Source organism: Pirellulales bacterium (assembly GCA_019694435.1).
Lineage (GTDB): Bacteria > Planctomycetota > Planctomycetia > Pirellulales > JAEUIK01 > JAIBBZ01.
Genome location: JAIBBZ010000002.1, coordinates 65,979 through 90,077 on the forward strand (window position 1 = coordinate 65,979; position 24,099 = coordinate 90,077).

Consider the following 24,099-nt stretch of genomic DNA (forward strand, 5'->3'; position numbering starts at 1 on the left):
AAAAGATAGTGCTCGTGCCGTCAGGCGCGGGCCGAATGAATCGGCCGCTGACGTCCGCGCTGGGCGCGGTCGAACGTCGTTTGCCGCAGCACGAGCCGGGTGATCTCGGGCCGGCAGTTCAGCCGTAGCGGAAGGATGGAAGAGACGCCGCGGCTGACGTGCATCACCGTCGGCCGCTTGTGGAACGTTCCGGCGGCGTATTTCACACCATGCCGGCTCGGCGCCGCGACCGGACCGACCCAAGGCAATTGAAACTGCCCGCCGTGGTTGTGGCCCGCCAGCATCAGGTCGAAATCGTGCCGCCGAGCCCAGTTGAACTGGTCGGGTGTATGCGCGAGCAGAATGCGCGTCGGCCCGCCGTGTGTCGGCCGCAGCGGGGCATTGCTCAGGTCGGCCGCGGGCACAATCCAGGGCATCTCGTTGCCGGCCAGCAATACACGGCCCGACCCGGTCCCCATCTCGATCCAGCGCCCGCCCAGGTCAGTCAAGCCGGCCTCGATCAAGCGTCGCCGGACTTCGATCGCGTCGACCCGCAGGTCGTGATTGCCGAGGATGAAGTACACGCCCAGCGGCGCTTCGAGACGGCCCAGCGTTCCAGACAGCCACTCGATGCAATGCGGCCGATCGACGATGTCGCCGGTCACCGCAATCAGGTCGGCCCGCAGGCGATTGGTCTGATCGACGATTTCGTCGAAGTACGGCAGCTCGAGCCGTCCGGTGAAATGCAGGTCGGACAGGTGCGCGATAGAAAGTCCTTCGAGCTCCGGCGGCAGGCGATCGAGTTGCAGGTGCTTTTCGCTCACTTCCAGCTCGAACGTTTGATTGCCCGGCATCCGGGCCAGCATGCGCTGCGAAGCGCCGCTGACGGGGTGCCCCCCGAGCCGGTGCTTCAGGTCGACCAATTCGGCATTGCTTTCGCGCAGCGCGGCCGGAGGTCGCCGGAACAGCCCGCGCATGGCCCAGGCGACGCCCGGCCCGGCCGGCAAAATGCAGCACAAGACAAAATAGGCGGCGAGCAGTTTTTCATACGCCGCGCCGGCCCACCAATCGAGCGGGCCAAAGCCTGCGGACCAGAATTGCACCGCATAGACCGCGGGCAGACAGATCGTGAGTGCGACGACCACGCCGCTGAAGAGCCGCATGACCCATTTGTGGATCGGCGTGGCATGCAGTTGGCTGATGATCCAGAACGCCAGGGCGACGTGACCCAGCGCGGCCCAGGCGATGCACAGCCACTGCGCGACGGTGAAGCCAAACATGGGCACTTTCGCTGTAGCTGGCGAGTTCTCAACGCACGGGAGCGAGCGGCACGGGCAAACCGCTCTGCTGGCCGGCCGGTGTCGGGCTTGTCAGCCTATTGGCGGACCACGATCGGCGGTGAGGTCACAACCTTGGTCACCGTTTCCAGCAATTGGTCGAGGCGGAACGGCTTGTAAAGCACCGCCTGCAGCCCCGCCTGCCGGGCCTTGACGATGCAGTGGCCCGGGTCGTAACCGAAGCCCGTCATCAAGATCATGGGCACGCCGTCGACCAGGATATTGTGCAGCTTGCAGAGCAACTCGTAGCCCGACATGTCCGGCAGGCGAATGTCGGAGATGATCGCGTCGTAACAGCCGTCGGCCAGGAAATTGCGGACCATGCTCACGGCCTCGCCGCCGTCGTGGGCCGTCTCGACCGTACAACCGCAACGCTCCAGCAGGGCATGGGCGGCACCGCGGACCGATTCGTCGGCATCGACGACCAGAATCTGCTTGCCGTGCAGCTCGGGTCGAGCCGGTTGCTGGGCATACTGCGGATGGGCTTGCGTGGGTGCCATCGACTGGCCGACCTTCTGGATCTTCAGCTTGATATCGCGAGCGTGCCGCAAAATCCGCTGCAGCTTCTCGACCACCTCCGTGTCGTGGCCGATGTATTTTTCCATCACGTTGACGGCGTCGTTGAGGATCACGTCGATCGGCAGCGCGACGGCGCTGTGGATCGCTTCGACGTTTTCCTGGGCCGTGATGGCCTTTTCTACGGCGAGCAATTCCAAAGTGTTCAGAGCCACGGCCAGGTCGCGGGTAAACAATTCGAGAAATTGCAGGTCGCGATAGTCAAAGGCCCGCGGCTGCGGGCTCTCGACGTTGAACGTGCCGATCACCTGGTCGTGCAACATCAGGGGGACCGTCAGCGAGCTTTTGGCCCCCTTGCAGCCTTCGAGGTACAGCGGGTCCTCGGTCGTGTCTTCGCAGAGATAACTCTTGCTGGTCGCCGCCACAAAGCCGGTCACGCCGTTGCCTGTCGAGAGGGCCCGTAGCGGTCGGGCTGCCGCCTCGGGCTCGATGCCCACGGCCAGCAGCGGTTCGAGCCGGTTGGTCTTGCGGTCGAGCAGGCGGATCTCGATGACGTCGAAGTTGAGCAGGTTCTTGGTGTATTCGAGGATGTTCTGCTTGAGCAGCTCGATCCGTTCCTCGAACGTCATCTCCTGCAAATCTTCCGGCTTGAGCTCGGTCAATTTGGCGCCGGCCTGGTGAATGGCCGAGATTTTTTGCTGCTCGAGAATCTGCGCCGTGACGTCGCGGATGGTGACGATCAGGTGGGCGGCCGGATTGCCCTCTTCGCGGATCGGCGACGCGTGAATCTGGAAGTGGCGGTTGTCGCTCGTCCGCAGGATCGTCCACGCACCGTGCCGGTCGTTGGCCAGGGCCGTGTGGAAGGGACAGAAATCGGGCCCGATGATCTCGGGCGACCCGAGTACGGCGTAGAAGTTCTTGCCCACGACGTCGGTCAGACCCGACCACTCATTGAGCCGGCCATTGGCCCAGATGATCGAGTTGTCGACATCGAGCAGAACGACGCCGTCGAGCATCCCCTCGAGCACGCGCTCGTTTTGGAGCAGTCGCCCGACGTCGAAGGCCTCTTTGACATAGGCCTGATCGACGAACACGCCGGCGAAGTCACCGCGTTGCAAGCAGTGCAGGGCCCGCAGCATCGATCCTACGACAACAACCTCGGCATCGTCCCCCAGGCGATCGACCAGAGGCTGGTCGGTCTGCCGAGGGTCCTGCACGACGAGGATTTTTTTGCGCGCACTCACTGCGCCGACTCCACGGTGGGAGCACTTGGATGAATCCGCTGTGCAATTATAGAAGCCCAGAATTTCTGGAACAACCGCGGCTCTCACCCGTTGATTGCATCGGCTGCCCGACCGTTGCAGATTGACACGCGTCGGGCGTCAGGCGCGACAATTTTTCACGAGTTTGACGCGCAATTGTCCTACGGTCCTTACGGCCGTCATGGGGGGAAAGATCGGCCCGGTTGCCGACCGCATTCGACAATCGCCCGCCCGGTCACTCGCAGACACTCAGGGAGTCGCCGCGCGCGGGGCACGCCGCCGCGGTGCCGGGGGCGTGCGGTCGCCGTCGGAGTCCCCCACGAATGGCAACAGGCGAAATTCAAGTTTTGCCGTGTCGACCACCGCTTTGCGGTCGCCCAGCGAGCGCGGGGAAAGCACTGCGCCCATGTCCTCGGCGTCGGGCGCCAGGACGACAACTTCAATGTTTTCGAGCACCTGTTGGCCAAATCGCAGCTTGGGCAGCGTGACCTTGTGCGCCTCGATCTTGCGGTTGCCAGCGGCCAGCACGTCGACGCGCGGAGCATCGTCCGGAATCGCCAGTCCGGCGGCCAGGGCCACACTGTGCGGCAGATACGTCATGGCCACTTCTTCGCCCCAGGTAAACGTTGCGGCCGTCTGTTCGTTGACGATCGCGCTCACGCGCGGCCGGGCATTGTCGCGATAGGCTAACACCGTCTCCGTAAAGACGAGCCTATCGAGCCGGTCCAGGCGCTTCAAATCGCGGTCGTAACGCTTAAGCGGGCCCAGCTTCTGCTTGCCGCCCAATGCGGTTAGCGCATCCTGCACATCCTGGTTCGTCGTCAAGGCTGCATAACTGCCATCGACTTCCGCCGCGTGTGCCCGCAGGTAGAGCAGCGCCACAGCCAGGGCGTTGCGAGCTTCGTTCACGCGGTTAACGGCCGCCTTGATCATGGCGCTGTCGTCGAGCCCGGCTGGATCCATCACTTGCGGTTTCAGCAGATTGATCCGGTCGGCCCGTTGCTGGGCCTGCGCCGTGACCCGTTCGCCTTGGGCCGCATTCAATGTCCCGCTTTGCAGCAGTTCATTGAGCTTTTGCAACTCGGCTTCGAGTTGGGCAACCTCTTGCTTGAGCGACTCGCTCTCGCGCAGCCCGGCGGCGAAGGCCTTTTCGGCCGTGATCACGTTGCGTTCCAGCTCACGGATGGCGTCGAAATAGCCTTTGACCTTGGCTTCGACGGGGCTGAGCCAGGTGTTGCCGTCGCGGACCAGGCCCTGCTTGGCAAGAAAATCGGCGGCGGCCGTGTTTTCGGCGGCGCCGGCCCCACCGCCAGCCACCAGGCCCAGCACGAACCATATGCCCACAACGATCCCCACACGGATCATGCTCGTGCTGCTCCGGAAGAATCGGCACCAACGGTCCGCCTGCAGCGATCATAGGTCGGCCTTCGCCAGGGCGGCAAGCCAGCGGACCGCAACGCCACAGGCCGGGACGGTTGAAGTTACCCGGCCCTCAAGGTCGATGAATGCTAGCAGTGCCTGCGCGCAGAGGGTCCAGGGCCCGGGCCAGGCATGGCTCCGCATCGGCAAGGAGACGGCAGCATGTGGCGGGCGCTGTTTTTGGCGTTGGGTATCTCGGCGGTCATCCTGGGGGCCGAAAGCCTGACCTTGGAAAAAGCCGTGTTGAAGCCCAAGGGTGGTAAGCAGCAGTCGGGCTTTGCCACGGCGAGCTGGATGTCGCCGACCGCGCGGGGTAAAGAGGTCGTGCCACCCGAATGGGCCCCTTGGAGCCTGCTGTCGATTGGTGCCGTGACGATGCTTTACTCGTTCACGATTCCGCAGCGCGTCGGCAGCAAGGGCTAATCGACCGCAAGGTCGGGGGCCGCTTTCAGCTTCCCGCGGCCGGGTTGACCGGCGTTTCGGCGGGCGCGCCGGGGGTTTCTCCGGCAGCGGCGGTCTGGCTGCGGCGTCCGGAGTCTTTGACCAACTGACCGGCGCGATATTCGGCCCTGCGCACTTCGAAGCCGTTGCGGTTCCAACTGATCCACCGGCCGTCGCGCTGGCCGTTCTTGTATTCCTGCCGGACGTAGTTCTTACCGTCCGGAAAGTAGTACATGATCACGCCATCCATCTGCCCTTGCACAAACACTCCCTCGGCCTGCACCTGGCCCGACTCGTAGTACTGCTTGAACGGGCCATGGGGCTTATCGCGGAGAAAGGTCAGTTCGGACTTGAGCTGGCCGTTTTCGAAGAAGGTTTTTCGAACACCCGTCTTCACGGTCTTCTTGTAGGGTGTTTCGCCAATCTTGGGATTGGCGGCCGTATCGGCATACTCGAACCAGAGACCTTCGTAGAGGCCCTCGTCGAAATCGCCTTCGACGCGCTTGCGGCCGCTCTCGTAATACATCACGGTATGGCCGTGCACTTTCCCTGCCTGGTAGTTGCAGTCGATCGCGAGCTTGCCGTCGGCGCTCCATTGCTGATAGCGCCCGTCTTTCTTGCCTTCACGATAGTTGGCGACGCTGCGTTTCTGCTCGGGTGACCACCAGATGGTTTCGACGCCGTCGAGCTTGCCTGCCTTGTAATGGCGCTCGGCCAGCAACGTGCCGTCGGCGTTGTAGTCGCGAGCCGGGCCGTTCAGGACGTCGTTTTCATACGTCTCTTCCTTGGCCAACTTGTCGGCGGCGGCGCGAAGGATCGATTTGCCATGTTTGCGCCCATGCAACAGGTTGATTTCCATGTAGGCCAGGCCGGAGCGATCGAAGCGCAGCTCAACGCCCTCGCGCAGGCCATTGACGAATTGCCCCACGGTCTTGGGCTTGCCGTCGTCGAAATACTCGCGCCAGGGGCCGTGCAGCACCCCGTTGACGTAATAGCGGTCGAATTGCCGCTTGCCGGTGATGTAGTACCGGGCCTCGAGCCCGTGATTCACCGTGCGACCGTCGGGCAGCTTGACCACCGAGCGCTGCACGCGCAACCGTCCTTGCCGGTCACGCTCTTCGACGACCTCGACCTTGGGCTTCGCACCAGTCGCGGCCGGCGTTTGCTTGTCGGTCGCTGCCGCCTTCGGCGGCGGCTTTTTCGAACTCGAGGGGGGCTGCTTGGCCGCGGGCGGTTTCGCCGGTGCCTGGGCCCTGGCCACGGCCGCGACGGCGACCAGCAGGCACAGCCAGGTGGCGATGCGGGCGCTGCGCTTAACGTTGGCCTTCACGCAAACCCTCGAAGTAATCGCGGGCATGGTCGCGCACATCGCGCGGCAACGGCTGATCGACCGACGGATCGGTCTCGCTGGCCGCGGCCTCGTTGAACTCCGATTGAATCTCCTGCAGCACCTGGCCCTTGGCGTTGGGGCCTTCGACCAGTTCGCTCAGCACGCTCGCGCCGCGGCCAACTTTCTGCTTGACCTGCGAGTCGTAGCTCTTCGTATCGGTCCGCTCTTCGGGTCGGTCGCCCCGACCTTGTCCTTCGCCGAGGCCTTCGCCCTGGCCTTGGCCCTTGCCGCCTTGGCATTTGGCGCAGCCGCGTCCCTGGCACTTCTTGCAGCCCATGCTGTCCTTGGCGGCGTCGAGCTGGTCGAGCGCCGTTTCAAGCATTTCGAGTTCATCGGTGTTGCGCGCCAACTCGGACAGTTCGCTTTCCAACTCGGACAACTGCTGCGAGGCGCCTGGTCCATCGCCCTTGCCGAGGCACTTTGCGCACTGGCCCAGCTTCGCAGCCATCTGGGCCATGCGCTGACGCTGGCCTTCGGCCTGTTTCAGTTTTTGGAGTTCTTGTTCGAGCTTGTTGGCTTGTTCCGTGTTGCCCGCGGCCCGTTGCCGTTCGATTTCCTGCTCGAGCTGCCGCTGCCGCTGCTGGCCGGCGTCGGCCATTTTTTGCAGCTTCTCGGCCAGTTGCTCGACTTGTTGCTGCAGTTGGGCCTTTTCTTCTTCCTTGAGGTTCCCGTCGCGAAGTTTTTTTTCCAGGTCGCGGAGTTCTTCGAGCGCCTGCTTGAAATCCCCGTTCCGCAGGGCGTTTGCCATGCGATCGGCCGGGCCCTGGTTGAGGTTCTTCAACTGCTCGAGCTGCTTCTTGAGTTCTTCGGCGCTGCCCAACTCGTCGCGGCGTTTGCGGAGGTTCTCCGCCAGGTCGTTCAGCTTGACCAGCGCTTCTTTGCGCTCGTCGGGCTGTGCGGCCAACAGTTGCTCCGTCCCGCGCTCGACCTGCGTGAGCAGTTCTTCGATTTCTTTCAGACCGGCCGCTTCGGCTTGCTTGCGCTGGGCTTCGATTTGCTTGTTGAGCTTCTCGGTCGAACGCTTGATTTGCTGCCGCGTGGCCTGGGCCACGGTCGAGGCGCCGGCCTGACGACCCAGCGAGGGTTGCAGCAGCAAGCCCAGCAACACGGCCGCGGCTGCCGGCAGCAGCGGCATCGCGCTCCAGCGGTTCAACCGTACGGCAAAACGGTCGTCGACATCGACGCGCTCGACGCGCGCCATGGCGTCGGCGATCAAGGCGCGGCCGCAAGGTGTTTCGCGGTCCGCGTCCGACAAAGCCAGGCAACTGCTGACGCGCTCCTTCAGGCCGAAGCGGCGATCGATCTCGACCGCTGCGTCGAGCGTCCGCCGGCGGCGCCACCAGGTGATCGCAACTGCCGCGACGGTGCCAACCGCGAGGGCCAGCGCTGGCCAGGCCCACCAAAGCAGGCCCAAAGAGACATATTTGTCGAGCGCGACAAGCACGGCCGCGAAGACGAGGCACACGGCCCAGCACCCGGAGAGCGTGTGGAGAAAGACCTGGAAGTTGAGCCGTCGCTGTGCTCGACGGACCTGCCGGATGAGGATGTCCATGCCCGCTCGTCCCCCGGGACAAACCGATCGCTGCCACCCTGGCGAAATCGCCGCTCCCCCCGCTTGTGCTACGCACCCTGGCAAGGATACGAGCGCGGCGAAGCAAGCCGGGTCGTCGCCCTGGCCCTATGATTCATAATATCACTGAGTTCCGCACCCCGATATCTATGGTTCGGCGGCGGGCGCCCAGTATCCACTCGATTTGGCGGCGTTCGATGTCCCACGTTGCCCCTGCGGCCTTCGCTCCGGCTCTGCCCGACCCCGCTGCCCGACCGGGGGCAGACGTGGTGATCTACGACGGCCATTGCAAGATCTGCACGGCCCAGGTCCAGCGGCTGGCCCGCTGGGACACGTCCGGCCGCCTGGCCTACCTTTCACTGCACGACCCCGAGGTCGCCCGGCGGTGGCCTCACCTGACCCACGACGAGCTGATGCGGGAAATGGTGATCATGGATTCCCGCGGCCACCGACATGGGGGGGCCGACGCCGTGGTCTATCTGACCCGACGGCTGACGCGGCTCTGGTGGGCTGCACCCCTGGCGCACTTGCCCGGCACACGGGGACTCTGGCACTGGCTCTACCGGCAAGTGGCCCTTCGCCGTTACCGCTTTGGCCGCGTCGGCGACGACTGTCCCGACGGCAGTTGCGCGCTGCATCGCCGCTAGCGGTTTTCCGCCTGCGGCGTGGGGCTTCCGACCTTTGTTCCGTACTGGGCTTTCGCTACCATACGCGCGGAAAAGCGCCCGTTGCGCCGGGACCAACTTCTTGCCAGGGTCAACATGAGTAGCGAGTTTCGCATCGAACGCGATTCGATGGGCGAAGTGCGGGTGCCCGCACGGGCCTATTACGGCGCCCAAACGCAGCGGGCCGTCGAGAACTTTCCCATTTCGGGCTGGACGTTACGGCCGGCACTCGTTCGGGCGATGGGGCTGGTCAAGTACGCGGCCGCCGTGGCGAATCGCGATCTGGGCAAGTTGACGCATTCGGGCAAGAACCGCCTGTCCGACGACCAGGTTGAAAAGCTGCTGTCCGCCTGCCGCGAGGTCATCGCCGGCAAGTTCGACGACCAGTTTCCGATCGACGTCTTTCAGACCGGCTCGGGCACCTCGAGCAACATGAACGCCAACGAGGTGATCGCCAATCGGGCGATCGAGCTCGACGGTGGCGATCGGATGGCCGCGGCCAAGCCCATCCATCCGAACGATCACGTCAACATGGGCCAAAGCACCAACGACACGTTTCCGACGGCGATCCACGTTGCGGTGGCGCTGGAGATCGAGCGCCGATTGATTCCGGCGTTGCGGCGGCTGGCCGCATCGCTCGCAGCGAAAGCCGCCGAGTGGGACAAGATCATCAAGATCGGCCGTACGCACCTGGCCGATGCCACGCCGCTGCGGCTGGGGCAGGAGATCGGCGGCTTTGCACGCCAACTCGAACTGTCGGTCGATCGCGCGAAGCGGGCCGCGGAGGCGGTGCTCGAACTACCCGTCGGCGGAACGGCCGTGGGCACCGGCATCAACACCCATCCCGAGTTCGGCCGCCGGGTCGCCGCCGCCTTGGCCCAGGAGACCGGCATCGCCTTCGTCGAAGCCGCCAACCATTTCGAGGCCAACGCCCAGCGCGATGGGCTCGTCGAATGCCATGGACAACTGCGGGCCATTGCCAGCACGTTGTTCAACGTGGCCAACAACATTCGCTGGTTGGGCTCGGGCCCGCGCTGCGGGTTTTACGAGCTGATGTTGCCCGACCGGCAGCCCGGCAGCTCGATCATGCCCGGCAAGGTCAACCCGGTGATGTGCGAAAGCCTGATGCAGGTCGCCGCACGCGTGATGGGCAACGACCAGACCGTGGCGATCAGCGGTGCCACGGGCGGGCAATTCCAGCTAAATATCATGATGCCGGTGATGGGACACGCGACGCTCGAGAGCATCGAGCTGCTCGCCGCGGGCAGCGAAGCCTTCGTCGATTTCTGCGTCGACGAGATGGACGCCAACACCGAGCAGTGCACCGCATCGGTCGAAAAAAGCCTCTCCATGGTCACGAGCTTGAACCCGCACATCGGCTACGAGCGGGCCGCCGCGTTGGCCAAGGAGGCCTTCAAGACCGGCAAGACCATTCGCGAACTGTGCACCGAGCAAAACATCCTGCCGCGCGACGTGCTCGACAAAGCGCTCGACCCGTGGCGGATGACCGAACCGCAACAGGACTGATGCCCCGAACCCGAGGCACAGAAACCAGACGGCTTTCACGACCAACGCCCCGCTCGACCAGGAAAACGCGGGGCACTCGATCAGGGAGGATCGATCATCATGCTTACGCTGCACGCCCGCCGCATGCTCGCAGGCGCCTTGCTGCTCTTCGGGTGCTGGGGAGCCTTGCCGGCCCGGGCACAAACGCCCGCCGAAAAACTCAGCCCCGGCGCCGATGCCATTCGCCGGGTCTACGAGAGCTTCGCCGCACGGGCCAAGACCGTCGACGATTACACCCAGATCATCAACGCCTGCGAACAGGCGCTCAACACCGGCACCGGGCTGAACGCCACGGATACAGCCTATGCCTATCGCCTGATGGCCTGGGCCTACGATCATCGCGGGGCCCGACATTCGGCCGCCGGCAAGGACGATCTGGCGGTGACTGACTTCGACGCGGCGCTGACGCTCGATACCGAACGCTGGCAGTCGTATCACAACCGCGGCGTCAGCCTGGCCATGTTGGGCAAGTACAGCGAAGCCCTCGAGGACTTCACCCGCGCGATCGAGCTCAATCCGAAGCATGCCAACGCATACTACAACCGGGCCGAGCTGTATTACGAGCGCGGCGCCTATGCCGATGCCGTTGCCGATTATGACGAGGCCATTCGCCTGAGCTCCGCGCCCGACTCGGAGCTGTACAACGGCCGCGGTCACTCGTTCTATCGCTTGGGCGACTACGAAGCAGCGATTGCCGACTACACTGAGGCGATCCGCATCGATGCGACCAATGCCGCCGCGTATACCAATCGCGGCGACGCCTATGCCGACACGGGCCGCTACGACAAGGCTTCGCTCGACTACCGTGCCGCCATGCGGATCGACAAAAAGCTGGGCCGGGCCTATCAGAGCGCGGCCTGGCTGATGGCCACCTGTCCGGAAGAACATTACCGGGACAAAGACAAGGCGATCCAAGCCGCGCGGAAGGCGATCGAACTCGACGGCCAGGACGACCCGCGCTATCTCGACACGCTCGCCGCCGCGCTGGCCAGCGCCGGCCAGTACACCGAGGCCGAGGCCGTGATCCTGCAGGCCCTCGACAAAGCGCCGGAAGAGCTGGCCGAGGTCTATGCGCAGCGTCTCGAGCTGTACCAGGCCAGCCAGCCCTATCGCGACCCGCAGCCGCAAGCCAAGCCGGGCGCTGACTCGGCCCGCGCCCCCCGCGGCTCGGTCGAGTAGTGCGGCGCCACGGCTGCGAGCGCCGTCCGCGCTACATCAAATACCAGGCGCCCGTCGCGACGACGTAGATGCCCATGGCCAGGTTCGTGACGCCGTGGGCGACCACGCAATCCCAGATGTTGCGCGTCCATAGCATCAGCCACGACACGAGCGAGAACCACGCCAGCGCTCCGGCCAATTCGGTCAAAGGGTGCGTCGCGGCAAAGAACAGCGTGGTGATGGCCAGCGCCGTGCCCTGGTAGGTGCCAAAGGGCGTTTGCCACCACTCGGCCCCGCCCAGGAAACGCAATAAGAAGCCGCGGATAAAGTACTCCTCGATCCAGGGCACGATCACGCTCAGCCCAAAGAAGCGGATCAGCAAAAAGCCCCAGGCCCAGGCCGGATGCGCCGCCAGTTGTTCGAGCGGGTTGAAGCCGGCGCGCAACTTCTCCGACACCATTTCGCCCAGACCCACTGCGGTCAACCAATCGCGCAGCATGTCCTGGATGGCCGGTTGGCACAGGGCGATCCAGAGCACGGCGCCGACCAGGCCCACGACCGGCGCAAGCCAGTTCACCCGCCAGGGAAAGGCACGATAGCCAGGCCAGACGATGGCCATGGCCACGAGCGTCGCGGCCAGTTTGAACGTGTAGACCAGCGGGTAGTGTTCATAGCCGATCGAAATGCCCAGCCGCGACTCGGGGGCCGGCTCGCCTGGCACCGGGGCCGCCGGCTCGAGCGAGTTGCAGAGCATGTAGACGACAAAGGGCACGACGAAGACGGCCCACCGAGGCAGCGCTCGGTTTGTCGTCGTTGCCTCGGGCGGTGTCGCAGCGGAAGTCTCATCGGCCATGCTTTGTCCCACCCGAGGTGACGGATCGTTCCCGTTAATTCTGTGTTCGTCAGTGTGCTAGCGGACTGCCTGTGGCCGGTATTGCCTGTCCGACCCGGCGCGAATGCACGCTTCCGGTTAAGGGATGCTAAACCTATTGGGCGCAAAAGGATGAGTCAACCTGCTGCGAGGCAAACCCGCGTGCAATTCGCATCTTCTCTCAACCCAGGCAAGGGCCAAGGGCATGTTGCAAAGGCTCACGATCGCACGGATTGCATCAATTTGGCCTTTGCGAAACGACGAATTGGATTAGGATGACCATACCGGTAGCCCGCCTCCTTCGCCGGCCCCAGCGGTTCGGGGGCCGGTTTCAGGCCGTTTCGCGGCCGACTCTGCTGGCCGTGACATCCCCGGCGGAACAATTGCGCTGGCGCTGTTGTCGCTTGGGACAACGCGCCGCGGGTTGATCTTGCAGGATGCACGGGCCAATTGGAGGATGTCGGTCGCGCATCCGGTGTTCGGCGGGTCCATTGCCTGCCTGGAAATTGATCCTGACTTTGGAATCGACTGGAATTTCCAACCCATGAACCTGAAGAACCTGCGCAACATCGGCATCTCCGCTCACATCGATTCGGGCAAGACGACCTTGAGCGAGCGGATCCTGTTCTACGCGGGCCGGATCCACCGCATCCAAGAGGTCAAAGGCGACGGCGACGGCGCCACGATGGACCACATGGAGCTGGAGCGCGAGCGCGGTATCACCATCACCAGCGCCGCCACCCAGGTGCAGTGGGACGAGACGGTCATCAACCTGATCGACACTCCGGGCCACGTCGACTTCACCGTCGAGGTCGAACGCAGCCTGCGCGTGCTCGACGGCGCGGTGCTCGTGCTGTGCGCCGTGGGCGGGGTGCAGTCGCAGTCGATTACGGTCGACCGCCAGATGAAGCGATACCACGTGCCCCGGCTGGCGTTCATCAACAAGATGGACCGCACCGGTGCCGACGCCGAGCGCGTCGTCAAGCAGCTTCGCGATAAGCTCGGCTGCGACGCCGTGTTCCTGCAGTTGCCGATGGGCAAGGAAGACAACTTCCAGGGCGTGATCGACCTGATCACCCGCGAGGCCGTGTATTTCGACGGCAACAACGGCGAGAAGGTCCGCCGCGAGCCGGTGCCGGCCGATCGCCAGGAAGAAGTCGAGCTGGCGCGTCATCACATGCTCGAACAACTCGCCATGTACAGCGACGAGATGATGGAGCTGCTGCTGGCCGAGGAAGAAGTGCCGCTCGACCTGATTCAGCGCACGATCAAGGCGGGCGTCAACGAACAAGAGTTGACGCCGGTGCTGTGCGGCTCGGCCAAGGCCAACAAGGGCATTCAACCGCTCCTGGACGCGGTCGTGAATTACCTGCCTTCGCCCGACGAACGTGAAGTGAAGGCCAAGAAGTACGACCAGCCGGACGAAGCCTTCCCGTTGGCCCCCGATCCGAAACTGCCGTTGGTCGCCATGGCGTTCAAGATCGTCGAGGACCCGTACGGTCAGTTGACCTTCATGCGGATCTACCAGGGCAAGCTGGCCAAGGGCGAAACGTACATCAACCAGCGCACGGGCCGCAAAGAGCGCGTGAGCCGGCTGGTGCGGATGCACGCCGATCAACGCGAGGAAATCCCCGAGGCCCTGGCCGGCGACATCATCGCGGCGATGGGCATCGACTGTGCCAGCGGCGACACGTACGCCTCGGAACAGAAGTACTGCACGCTCGAAAACATGTTCGTGCCCGAGCCGGTGATCAAGATGGCCATCGCTCCGCTGTCGCGCGACAGCGCCGACCGCCTGAGCAAAGCCCTGCAGCGGTTCAGCAAGGAAGACCCGACCTTCCGCATCGGGACCGACGAAGAGACGGCCGAGACGGTCATGTCGGGCATGGGTGAGCTGCACCTGGAGATTTACGTCGAACGGCTGCGCCGCGAATACAAAGTCGAAGTCGAGGTCGGCGCCCCGAAGGTCAGCTATCGCGAAGCGCCGACCAAGGCGGCCGAGTACGACTTCAAGCACAAGAAGCAGACCGGTGGCTCGGGTCAGTACGCTCACATCAAGGGCCGTCTCGACCTGCTGCCGGAGGACGCGGAGGAAACCTTCGAATTCGAGGAGAAGGTGGTCGGCGGGCGAATCCCGCGTGAATACATTCCCTCGGTCGAAAAAGGCTTCCGCGATTCGCTCAGCAAGGGGCCGCTCGCCGGCTTCCCGATCGTTGGCGTCAAGGGCGTCCTCGAGGATGGCTCCTACCACGACGTCGATAGCTCGGACATGGCCTTCCAGATTTGCGCCCGCAACTGCTTCCGCGAAACGTTCCTGAAGACGTCGCCGGTGCTGCTCGAGCCGATCATGAAGATCGAAGTCGAGTGTCCGACGAATTTCCAGGGCCCGGTGACCGGCGACATCAACAGCCGCCGCGGCATGATCGTGCAGACCGAGGCCATCGGCCCGTCCTGCAAGATCGAAGCCGAGGTGCCGCTGGCCAACACGTTCGGCTACTCGACCGACCTGCGGAGCATGACGCAAGGTCAGGGAACCTTCACCATGGAGTTCTCGAAGTACCGCCGAGTGCCGGCCAAGGTCCAACAGGACGTGATCGCCGAAAAGAAGGCCCAACTGGTCGGGGCTCGCTGAGGCGCTCCCAGCATCTACGAGGCATTTTTTGCCTGCTGCCGAAGCCGAGGAGGCGCACTGCTTCCTCGGCTTCTGTTTTTGCGCCCGGCCAGATGCAGACTCAGCCGACCGCGATCAGTTCCTGGACCGCGTCGTCGGCCGAACTTCGCCGGCCTGCCGGGCAGCGGAGCGTGAGCTTCGTGACCTCCGGGCGGCAATTGAAGCGCAGCGGCTCGCAGCCGGCCAGACCGCGGCTCACGTGCAGCACCGTCGGGGCTTCGTAGAACACGCCCGACGCATAGCGCACGCCCGTTCGCGAGGCGGCAAAGAGCGGTCCCAGCCGGGGCAACGCCACTTGGCCGCCGTGCGTGTGACCCGAGAGCATCAGGTCGAAATCGCCCCGTCGGGCCCAGGCATACTGATCGGGTGTGTGGACCAGGGCGATCGACAGCGGCCGGCCGTCGGCGCCGCGTCGCGGCCGTGCATCGAGCGGCGCGGCGGGCGGCAGCCAGGGTAGCTCATTACCGGCCAACCAGATTTCTTCGCCGTCGACCAGCAGCCGATGCCAGCGACCGCCGAGGTACGTCAGGCCCGCCGCCGCGACGGCCGCTTCGAGCGCCGGGCACTCGCCGACCAGCCAGTCGTGATTGCCGAAGATGGCAAACCCACCCCAGCGCGATTCGAGTCGGCCCAGCAGCGGAGGAATCCAGTCGATGCACGCACGGTGGTCGATCAGGTCGCCGGTGATCATCACCAGATCGGCGCGCAGCTCGTTGGTCAGCTCGATCGCTTCGTCGTAGAAGGCCTGCTCGAACAGCCCGTCGTGCAGATGCAGGTCGGACAGGTGGGCAATCGACAGCCCATCGAGCGACTCGGGCAGCCGCGGCAGCACCAGCTCTTTTTCGGCCAGGTCGATCTCGAAACACTGATTGCCCGGCAACTGCGCTACCCGCGCTCGCACGCCGGGAGCAATCGGATGCCGGCCCAGCCGTTCGACCAGGTCGTAAGGCGTCGAAATCGACGCACGCAGCTGCGGGCACGGCCGCGGCCAAAGCCGTCGATAGAACCACAGCGGCACCGGGCCCGCGCCGATTGGCACCGTAACCAGCAGGAACAAGACGAAGACCGCCGGAATCGAATCGCCCGCGGGCCGCGCCACGATGCCGAAACCGTGCCGGTAAAACCACCAGGCGATCGTGGCCCAGATGACGACGAAAGCAAGTTGGCCGGTACGCGTGCCCAGGGCGATCACGCCGCGAGGCAGCCGCAGCGTGTGCACGTGATTGGCATAGGCCAACCCCAGCGCGAAATGGCCCGCCAGGGCCAAGGCCAGGATCGCTGCGTCGAGGGCCCAGAACATTCGGCGAACTTCCCGCGAGCGTCGCTTGATCCGCTGTCCGGCGCCGGACAGCGGCCCGCCCAGTCTAAGTGGGCAAGCCTAGCATAGGCCAGTTCGAGTCTGGTTCGGGTTAGCGCGGATGTGCCGCCGGGAGCTTGGGCCGGGCCGGCGTGAAGGGCGGCTTACGCCTGCTTTTCGAGCTCGACGCAGATGCCCCCGGCCCGGAACGACTTGTGCAGGTTCGAGAACCAGAGCTCTTTCTTGAGCTTCAGGCCGACGCTGTCGCAGGCCGTGTAGACTTCGGCCCGGCTGTAGGTGCGGCAATGCCAAAGCCGGCTGGTCCAAGCACCGCTGAGGCTGTCCTCGGTGGTCAACAGCAGCAGCCGCCCGCCGGGGCGCATGACGCGGGCCAACTCGGCTAGGCCCACGCGGGCGTTGGGCAGATGTTCGAGGACGTAGCCGCAGGTCACCACGTCGAAGGCATTGTCGTCCATTGGCAGCCGCGTCATGTCGGCGACGCTCAGCCGCGGTCGCGCGCTCTTGAGACGAGTGCGCGCGCGGCGCAACATCGCGTGCGAAAGATCGACACCCACGATCGTGGCGTCGGCATCGGCATACTTGAGCAGGTGCTGGATGATCTGGCCGGCGCCGCTGCCAATGTCGAGAATGTGCTTCTGGCCGCGCAAATCGAACTCGCGCACGCGGAGCCAGCGTTCCGACAAGGGGCTGTGCAGCGACAGCAGGCTGGCCGTCGCCAGGAAGGCGCCTTGCGGCCCGTCGTACACCTGCCGCACGCGGTGGCGGTAGTGATCGAACGGCAGCCGGCGAATGAGCTGGCTTTCAATCAGGCGTTGGATGCCTTTGACTTCCTTGCTGCGCCGGCCGGGCGGTTGTACGCGGCGCTTGGGCTGCAAGGGGCGGGGATTGCGAGTGGCCATGAAGGGGGGCGTCCATTCGGCCGCAAGGGGCGCGGCCTGGTAAGTCCAAATCACTTACACGTAAACTCGGCGATTGTAGATATACCACTCCGCCAACAACACTGCCAACGCCCCGGCAGCCAACCAGCGCCAGAGCGGCCAGCGGGCACGCTCTTGGTGGATCGCCTTCAGTTCTACGTTGCCAATCGTGGCCGAGTTTTCCGGTTTGACGGCCAAATCGCTCTCGGCGGCGTCGAACAGATTGACGGCAAAATGCCCCAGGTCCGTGCCCTGTGCGTCACGAACGTCATAGGCCCCCTGCCTTTCCGTATCGTCGAACTGAAAGACATCCTGAGTGCCGTGTTCGACGGGCACCGAGCGGCCGTCGGGAGTCCGCACACTGAGCCGCTCGGTCGTTGCCCGGATCGCGGCCGGATCGCCCGGATGCAGGCTGCCCGCCACGAGGGCGTCGCGCTGACCGCCGAGATAATTGACCGTGTTCAAGACGAACACCGGGAAGCTCAGGCGCAAGGGCCAGTTGGTGCCAATCTGCTCCGTGCCTCCCAGGGTGAATCCCAGCACGGCGTCTTCGTAGCTGTCGCGCGGGGCAATCGCCGCGAGGGGGCCGGCTTGCGATTCGATCAGCACGGTTGCGCCCGGCGGTGGGTGCAGCGGTGTGCCCTCGGCGAACAACACATCACCCAATTCGACGAGGTGCATCATCGGGTGCGCCTGCTCGGTGTCGATGACCAAGGGGACATCGATCGGCGGATCGGCCGACCAGAGATCGCCCGGCGGCAACTCTCCAACGAACAGCGTGTTGCACGGCGGTAGCGCTTCCGGGCGGCAGCGATCGAAGATCACCAGCCGCGCGTCGGCGATCGACTCGGCAAAGCTCGGGGTGCTCAGCTCTTTCGGATCGACCTGCACGACTTGGGCGAGTTCCTGCAAAGTTCCGGTCGCCAACGCGGCCCGTAACGGCGCGTTGCCCGAACTGACCAGCACGATCTTCACCTGCTGCGGCGGGTTGATCGGCGTCCAGGCCCGATCGTCGAGCGCTAGCGTGTCGCTGACGTCGGCGCGCAGTTCGAGGATCCCCGGCTCGATCGTTCCCAGCTCGAAATCGACGCCGGCCGCGCCGCCGGCCGCGAGTGATACGCGGTCGGCGTCGATCAAGTTGCCGTTGTGCAAGAGTTCGACGGCCACTTCGACCGGCTGAGTCCCGTGATTCTGCAATCGGCCATAGGCCTGCCAGGTTCCTTCCTGCGCGTTGCGCAGCTGCGCGCCGAAAGCGGCGACGGTCACGTTGGCCGGATCGAGGCTGCCGACGGTCGATAGAATCGGTTCGAGGTTGCCCAGCGAAAAGTCGGCGACGTCGGGGAATTTTCCGTCGCTGACGATATACAGCGTCGCCGGCAGCGCCTCGGCGACCATCACGTCGCGGCCGGCATCGGTGCCGATGCGTCCCGGGTTGGCCAGGCCCGACGCGACGCGCAACGCCTCGGACAACGAAGTCGTGCGCTCGGTCGGCGCGATCTGGGCCAGGCGGGCCCGAAGTTCCCCGCGGTTGGTCGTGAACGGCTGCACGACGCGGGCCGAGTCGGCAAAGCTGATGAGCATGGCCGCCGAATCGGCCGGCATGTTCTCGATCAACGTCAACACGCGCCGCTTGGCCTCGTCGAGACGCGTGGGGCCGGGCTTGACGTCGGTCGCCGACATGCTGGCCGAGTTGTCGATCAGAAAGATGAAACGCTGCCCCTGCAACTGTTGTCCCTGCCACTGCGGGTTCACCAGGGCCAGGATCGCCAGGGCCACGAGCAGCAATTGCAGCAACAGCAACAGGCTCCGCCGCAGCCGCTGCCAGAGGCTGTTGACGTGCAGGTCTTCGAGCGCACGATGCCACAGATAGGTGCTCGGCACCACCAGCGGCGCGCGGCGCAGCTTGAGAAAATACAACGCGATGATCGCCGGCGGGATGAGTCCCAGCACGGCCCATTGCCAAGGCGCGAGCGTATTGAGCCAGGTTAGTCCGCCCATCTAGCGCACCAGTCCTCGCTCGCGCAGGTAGCCGCCGACAAACTGTTCGACGGGTACCTGGTTGTTGGCCAAGAGGTAAGTCACGCCGCGGCGATGGCAGAAGTCGCGCGCGCCGGCGACGAAGGCGTTGAGTGTGGCCCGATAACGCGCGATCAGCGGCGCGCTGACGGAGATCTCGGCCACGTCCGCGTCTTCACAATCGACGAGCCGCAGGTCACCCGCCAGCTCGGGTTGCAGTTCCTCGGCGGACAGCACGTGAATGACGTAGATGTCGAAGCGCCGCGCGACGAGGTAGCGCAGCGCCTCTTCGTAGCCGTGCTTGTCCAGCAAATCGGAGGCGAGCACGACGATCCCCCGGCCGGGATTGCGCAGGCAGAATCGCTTGACCCCTTCGGACAGCGGCACGTTTTCGCCCGCGTGGAAGCCGGACAGGTAATCGAGCATCCGCGGCAAACTGCGGCGCCCGCGCAACACGGGTGTTTGCACGTGTGCGGGTTGGCCGAGCGTTTCGATCCGCACCCGGTCCGAGCGTATCAGCCCGATGAACCCCAGCGCCGCGGCCAGTTGCAGCCCGTAGCGGAACTTGGTCGGTGTGCCGAAGTCCATCGAGCCGCTGGCGTCGATCAAGGCGTAAAAGTGCAGTTCTTCTTCTTCCTGGAACAGCTTGAGAAACAGCCGGTCGAGCCGGGCGTAGCTGTTCCAGTCGATGAACCGCACGTCGTCGCCGTGGACGTAATTGCGGTAGTCGGCAAACTCGACGCTCTGACCCCGGCGGCGGCTGCGGCGCTCGCCCTTGATTTGTCCACGCAGCACCTTGCGCGTGACGAACTCGAGCCGTTCAAGCCGCGCGAGCAGCCCGGGCGACAACAATTCGTCGTTGTCCGGCGAAACGGTGGTCATTACGCGGCTTGCTCGCCTTTGATCTGTTCGGGCACCTGTTCGAGAATCTCGAGCAGCACGCGGTCCGAGTCGACGCTCTCGGCCTGGGCCTCGAAGTTCAACAGCACTCGGTGGCGCAGCGCGGGCAGGTACACGCGGCGGATGTCTTCGTAGCTCACGTTGAATCGCCCGTCGAGCAGCGCGCGGACCTTGGCTGCCAGGGTGATCGTCTGGGCCCCGCGTGGGCTGGAACCCCAGCGGACATATTGGTTCGTGATCGGGACGGCGAATTGACCGTCGGGGTGCGTCGCCAGCACGAGTCGGACGACGTAATCTTGCACGTGCGGCGCCAGAATCACCTCGCGCACCAGCGCCTGCCAGCGGAGAATCTCGGCCCCGTCCATCACGGTGGCCGGCTCGATGTGCGTGCCCCGCGTGGTGCGATCAACGATCGCCGAGAGTTCCTGGCGGCTCGAGTAGCCGATCAACAGCTTGAACATGAAGCGGTCGAGCTGTGCCTCGGGCAGCGGATACGTTCCTTCCTGCTCGATCGGGTTTTGCGTGGCCATGACCAGGAACGGCCGTTCGAGTTGGTAGACGTGGCCCGCGATGGTGACCGAGCCTTCTTGCATCGTCTCGAGCATGGCCGACTGCGTCTTCGGCGTAGCGCGGTTGATTTCGTCGGCCAGGCAGATCTGCGTGAAGATCGGACCTTGCTGAAACTGGAAACTGCGCCGCCCGTCGGGCGATTCCATCACCAGGTTCGTCCCGAGGATGTCGGCCGGCATCAAGTCGGGCGTGAATTGAATGCGTGAAAACTTCAGGCTCAATGCCCGGGCCAGCGTGCGCACCAGCAGCGTCTTGCCCAGTCCCGGCACGCCTTCCAGCAGGCAATGCCCGCCGACAAACAGGCAGGTCAGCACGCCGTGCACGACGTCGTCGTGCCCGACGATCACGCGGCCGATCTGCTCGCGCACGGCGTGATAGCGCCGCGCAAATTCCTCGGCCTGTTGTTGCATGGAATCGCCCAGGGACATCGTGGCTGACCTCGTGTGGATAGCGGGGGAGAGTGAAAGTCGCGGTTAGTTGTTGCCTTCGCTGCCCGGCGGCTGATTCTTCCAGACCTGCTTCTTGGCCTTGAGCAGCCGCTCGGTGTAGCTCTCGGCCTCGGGCTCGCCCGCGCTAATGCCTCCCGAGCGGGGTTGTTGCTCGACGGGGGGCAGCGGCGAATCGGGCAATTCCTCGGCCAGTGCATCGCCCGCCGGGGGCGGGCCGGCTGGTTCGAACCGCGTGGCGGCGCGCTGCTGCTCGAGTTGGTCGCCGATTTCGGCCTTGCGGCTGCGCAGACGGTCCATGTACTCGGTCGCCGGGGCCGCTTCGCCGCGCCCGCGCAAGCGGTTGTATACCCGGGTGGCGCCGCGGGCGATCCAACTCACGTCGAGACTCACGCGGCGCACGAACACGTCGGCCAGGAACAGGCACGCTCCGCCGAACAGTAACAGGTGCCAGACGTCCTGGCTGCTGGTGGCCAGATGCAGGTCGCGACGAAACACGTCCGTGGCCAGCAGCCCTTCGAGCCGCCCACGGCCGTCGGGATCGACGATCAAGCGGCCGGCGCTGCCCCCCCGGCTGCGCAGGTTGGCCAACAGCTTTAGCAGCGGCTCGTTCGTGGCCCGATCGCGAAACTCGGCCGAGTACGACACATTCAGGCCCGAGCGAATCGGCGCCAGGCCCGGTCCTGGGCTGATCATGTAGAAGTAGCTGCCTGACTCCTTGGCCGCAAACCGGCCGACGTAGCGCCCCGGCGCAGTTTGCTCGAACGTGACTTGGCGCGGCTTGAGGTCGGGCCCTAGAACCGTCGCGCCGAGATCAAGGAAATTGAGGAACTCGTCGTCCTTGTCCAACGCGGTGACGACGATTTGGGCCTCGCCGTTGGCAACGTCGGTCGTGACAGTGAATTTCCCCTGATCGCCGGCCGGCCGCATCGAGGCCCGCGTGAGCTGCGAGAAGAACTTGCCGTAAGCGTCCCAGGTCGTCCAGGCCTTGGCCCAGCGCGCCCCGGCATCGCTCGTGAAACAAACGGTCTTGCCCAGTCCATAGGTCCAGGTCGCCACGAGCGAGTTGTTTTGGCGCTCGCCCCCGACCGGCGACACGGCGATCACTTCGACCAAGGGGTTGGCTTTGACCGTCGTCAACACATAGCCGGTCAACGGCGGCAGCGCGCGATCGATGCCCGAGGTCATCTCGTGCGGGAACACGATCTGCGGCGTAAAGCCCGCGGGGTCTTCATAGACGAGCGGCCGCGACACGGTGCGGGCCTCTTTCTGGAAGATCTTCGGCAACATCGCGTTGTTCGTCACCGAGTAGTACTTGCCGCCGGTCGCGTTCGCGAGCTTTTTCAGCTCGGCGCTGCCGGCGGGGCCGTGCGTACCGACGGCCACGGTGCTGACGGTGATCTTGCTGTTGATCAGTCCCTGGACAATCCCGCCCGACGGCGGCGAGGGATCACCATCGCTGATTACGATCATGTGCTTGATTGCGGCGTCTTTCAGGCCGTCGAACGCGCGCTTGGCCATCACCAAAGAAGGGTCGAACGCCGGCATGTCGCCCGGGGTCATGCGGTCGAGCAGCGCGAGCATCTTGCGGCGATTGGGACCGACGACGACCATCCCCTGCGGATGGTTCCAGAGCCAACGATCGGTTCCCTGCCATTGCAACAGTCCGCAGTAGTCCTGATCACCCAGCGAGCGAATTGAATCGCGGGCCACGACCTTTTGCCAGTAATTGCCCTTGGCCAGCTCCGAGGCGTGCATCACTAGCGCCAATGCGCCCTTGGGAATCACCTTGGCGTTCTTGATCTGAAAATCGAGCGGCATGGCCTCTTCGAGCGGCGTGTTGGTCCACCCGCCGGCACCAAAGCTCTCGGGGCCGCCGAGCATGACGAGGCCCGCGCCCATCTGCTCGGTGTTGCTGACCAGCATTTGGATCTGGTCGTCCGAGAAACTCTCGCGCGGCACGTTGGCCAACAGCACCGTGTCGAACGGCTGTAGTTCGGCCAGGCTGGTGAACAACTGATCGGTGTTGCGGACCGTGACGTCGAGATCGTGCGCGCGGAGCTGCTCGACCATCAGGTCGAACTGAGCCGGCTGCTCGTGGTTCTCGATCAGCAGCACCTGACCGGTACCGCGGATCGAGGTGAAGTTGGTCGCCCGGTTGTTTTGCGACAGCGCATCGGCCGCCGGATCGTCCGGAATGAATTGGGCTTCGAAGGTGTAGAAGTTCGGCTGATCGAGCTGCTGCCGGAGCGTGAAGACCTGTTTGCCGGGGGCCAGCGTGACCGGCTGCTCGGAAATAGTCTGGGGCTGCCCGGAGACGATTTGCGACACGCGCAACGTGCCACTGACCCGGCCGTCGGAGCTCTCGGTGACCGGCGTGTTGTTTTCGACCACCACGCGCATGTCGAACGGCTGTCCTTGCCGGACGTCGGCCGGCAGCGCCAGCTTCTCGACACTGATGTCGCTGCGCGCCTGGTAATACACCGGTTGCACGTCGACGCCGACACCGGCGTCGACTAGCGTCCGGGCCTGCTCGAGCACATCGCCCAGGTTCTGATTGCCGTCGGAAATGATGACGATCCGCCGGGCCGCGCCTTCGGGGAAAGAGGCCTGCGCCAACCGGAGCGCGGCGGCCAGGTTGGTGTGCTCCTGATCGACGCGGCTCTCGATCTGGCTGGGCACCTGCACGTCGTCGTCAAACGGCGGAATCTCCAACGCCGCTTCGCGGCCAAACACGATCACGCCGACCTGGTCTTGCGGGCGGCGAAACTCGCGGATCGCGGCGTTGGTGTACTCGATCATCGCCTGCCGCTGCTGCGGCGGGATGCTCAGCGACTGGTCGAGCAGGAATACGACCGTCATGCGCTCGCTGGTCCGCAGCAGCCGCAGCTCGGCCAAGGCCAGCACGAGCGCCGCGAACACCGCCAAGCGCAGCGCCAAGGCCAGCCAGCGCCGCACCGGGCCCAGCGCCGCAAGGCTGCGCCGGCTCCACCAGTACAGCAGCGGCGCCAAGAGCAGCGCCGCCAGCCACCACGGGTGATCGAATTGCACGCGGAAGGGAAGCATCAGGCTCCAGTCGCCGCGAAG

General features: G+C 64.7%; 17 protein-coding genes. 5 read left to right on the plus strand and 12 right to left on the minus strand.

Annotated elements, in window-relative coordinates; translation table 11 throughout:
* Positions 1-20: 20 nt before the first annotated feature.
* The 3 genes from K1X74_02405 to K1X74_02415 all read right to left on the minus strand — a co-directional run bounded on the left by K1X74_02405 (position 21) and on the right by K1X74_02415 (position 4,459).
* A complete protein-coding gene (locus K1X74_02405) occupies positions 21-1,259 on the minus strand; it encodes a metallophosphoesterase (protein ID MBX7165179.1) in 1,239 nt (412 codons plus the stop codon).
* 95 nt (positions 1,260-1,354) lie between these two features.
* Positions 1,355-2,971 carry a response regulator gene (locus K1X74_02410; protein MBX7165180.1) on the minus strand — a complete coding sequence of 539 codons (1,617 nt, stop codon included), beginning with the start codon at positions 2,969-2,971 and terminating at the stop codon, positions 1,355-1,357.
* A gap of 372 nt (positions 2,972-3,343) precedes the next feature.
* A complete protein-coding gene (locus K1X74_02415) occupies positions 3,344-4,459 on the minus strand; it encodes a retropepsin-like domain-containing protein (GenBank protein ID MBX7165181.1) in 1,116 nt (371 codons plus the stop codon).
* A 216-nt stretch (positions 4,460-4,675) separates the two neighbouring features.
* Between K1X74_02415 and K1X74_02420 the strand changes: the two genes are divergently transcribed.
* Positions 4,676-4,936 carry a hypothetical protein gene (locus K1X74_02420; protein ID MBX7165182.1) on the plus strand — a complete coding sequence of 87 codons (261 nt, stop codon included), beginning with the start codon at positions 4,676-4,678 and terminating at the stop codon, positions 4,934-4,936.
* 25 nt (positions 4,937-4,961) lie between these two features.
* Here K1X74_02420 and K1X74_02425 read toward each other — a convergent pair whose 3' ends face one another.
* Positions 4,962-6,284 (minus strand): hypothetical protein, encoded by a 1,323-nt coding sequence (locus tag K1X74_02425; protein MBX7165183.1) that lies wholly within the window; start codon positions 6,282-6,284, stop codon positions 4,962-4,964.
* Complete coding sequence (locus K1X74_02430; GenBank protein ID MBX7165184.1) at positions 6,268-7,896, minus strand: hypothetical protein; 1,629 nt, start codon at positions 7,894-7,896, stop codon at positions 6,268-6,270. The genes K1X74_02425 and K1X74_02430 overlap by 17 nt, the downstream gene beginning before the upstream one ends.
* A gap of 215 nt (positions 7,897-8,111) precedes the next feature.
* On the opposite strand from K1X74_02430, the gene K1X74_02435 reads away from it, so the two are divergent.
* From K1X74_02435 to K1X74_02445, 3 genes are all read left to right on the plus strand, one after another.
* On the plus strand, positions 8,112-8,561 hold the full coding sequence (locus K1X74_02435) for a DUF393 domain-containing protein (protein ID MBX7165185.1): 450 nt from the start codon (positions 8,112-8,114) through the stop codon (positions 8,559-8,561).
* A gap of 114 nt (positions 8,562-8,675) precedes the next feature.
* Positions 8,676-10,106 carry a class II fumarate hydratase gene (locus K1X74_02440; GenBank protein ID MBX7165186.1) on the plus strand — a complete coding sequence of 477 codons (1,431 nt, stop codon included), beginning with the start codon at positions 8,676-8,678 and terminating at the stop codon, positions 10,104-10,106.
* Between the two features lie 99 nt (positions 10,107-10,205).
* Positions 10,206-11,324, plus strand: a complete 1,119-nt coding sequence (locus K1X74_02445; protein ID MBX7165187.1) for a tetratricopeptide repeat protein — start codon at positions 10,206-10,208, stop codon at positions 11,322-11,324.
* Between the two features lie 31 nt (positions 11,325-11,355).
* Here the strand turns inward: K1X74_02445 and K1X74_02450 are convergent, their stop codons facing one another.
* A complete protein-coding gene (locus tag K1X74_02450) occupies positions 11,356-12,156 on the minus strand; it encodes a CAAX prenyl protease-related protein (protein ID MBX7165188.1) in 801 nt (266 codons plus the stop codon).
* Between the two features lie 562 nt (positions 12,157-12,718).
* Between K1X74_02450 and fusA the strand changes: the two genes are divergently transcribed.
* On the plus strand, positions 12,719-14,806 hold the full coding sequence (gene fusA / locus K1X74_02455; protein MBX7165189.1) for an elongation factor G: 2,088 nt from the start codon (positions 12,719-12,721) through the stop codon (positions 14,804-14,806).
* 100 nt (positions 14,807-14,906) lie between these two features.
* On the opposite strand, the gene K1X74_02460 is transcribed toward fusA, so the two are convergent.
* The 6 genes from K1X74_02460 to K1X74_02485 form a co-directional block, all read right to left on the minus strand.
* Complete coding sequence (locus K1X74_02460) at positions 14,907-16,145, minus strand: metallophosphoesterase (GenBank protein MBX7165190.1); 1,239 nt, start codon at positions 16,143-16,145, stop codon at positions 14,907-14,909.
* A 161-nt stretch (positions 16,146-16,306) separates the two neighbouring features.
* A complete protein-coding gene (locus K1X74_02465; protein MBX7165191.1) occupies positions 16,307-17,062 on the minus strand; it encodes a class I SAM-dependent methyltransferase in 756 nt (251 codons plus the stop codon).
* A gap of 54 nt (positions 17,063-17,116) precedes the next feature.
* A complete protein-coding gene (locus K1X74_02470; GenBank protein ID MBX7165192.1) occupies positions 17,117-19,078 on the minus strand; it encodes a BatA and WFA domain-containing protein in 1,962 nt (653 codons plus the stop codon).
* Positions 19,079-19,978 (minus strand): DUF58 domain-containing protein, encoded by a 900-nt coding sequence (locus tag K1X74_02475; protein ID MBX7165193.1) that lies wholly within the window; start codon positions 19,976-19,978, stop codon positions 19,079-19,081.
* A complete protein-coding gene (locus K1X74_02480) occupies positions 19,978-20,994 on the minus strand; it encodes a MoxR family ATPase (GenBank protein MBX7165194.1) in 1,017 nt (338 codons plus the stop codon). Before K1X74_02480 ends, K1X74_02475 begins: the two co-directional genes overlap by 1 nt.
* Positions 20,995-21,039: 45 nt before the next feature.
* Positions 21,040-24,078, minus strand: coding sequence for a VWA domain-containing protein (locus tag K1X74_02485; protein ID MBX7165195.1), 3,039 nt, complete (start codon positions 24,076-24,078; stop codon positions 21,040-21,042).
* Between the last annotated feature and the right edge of the window lie 21 nt (positions 24,079-24,099).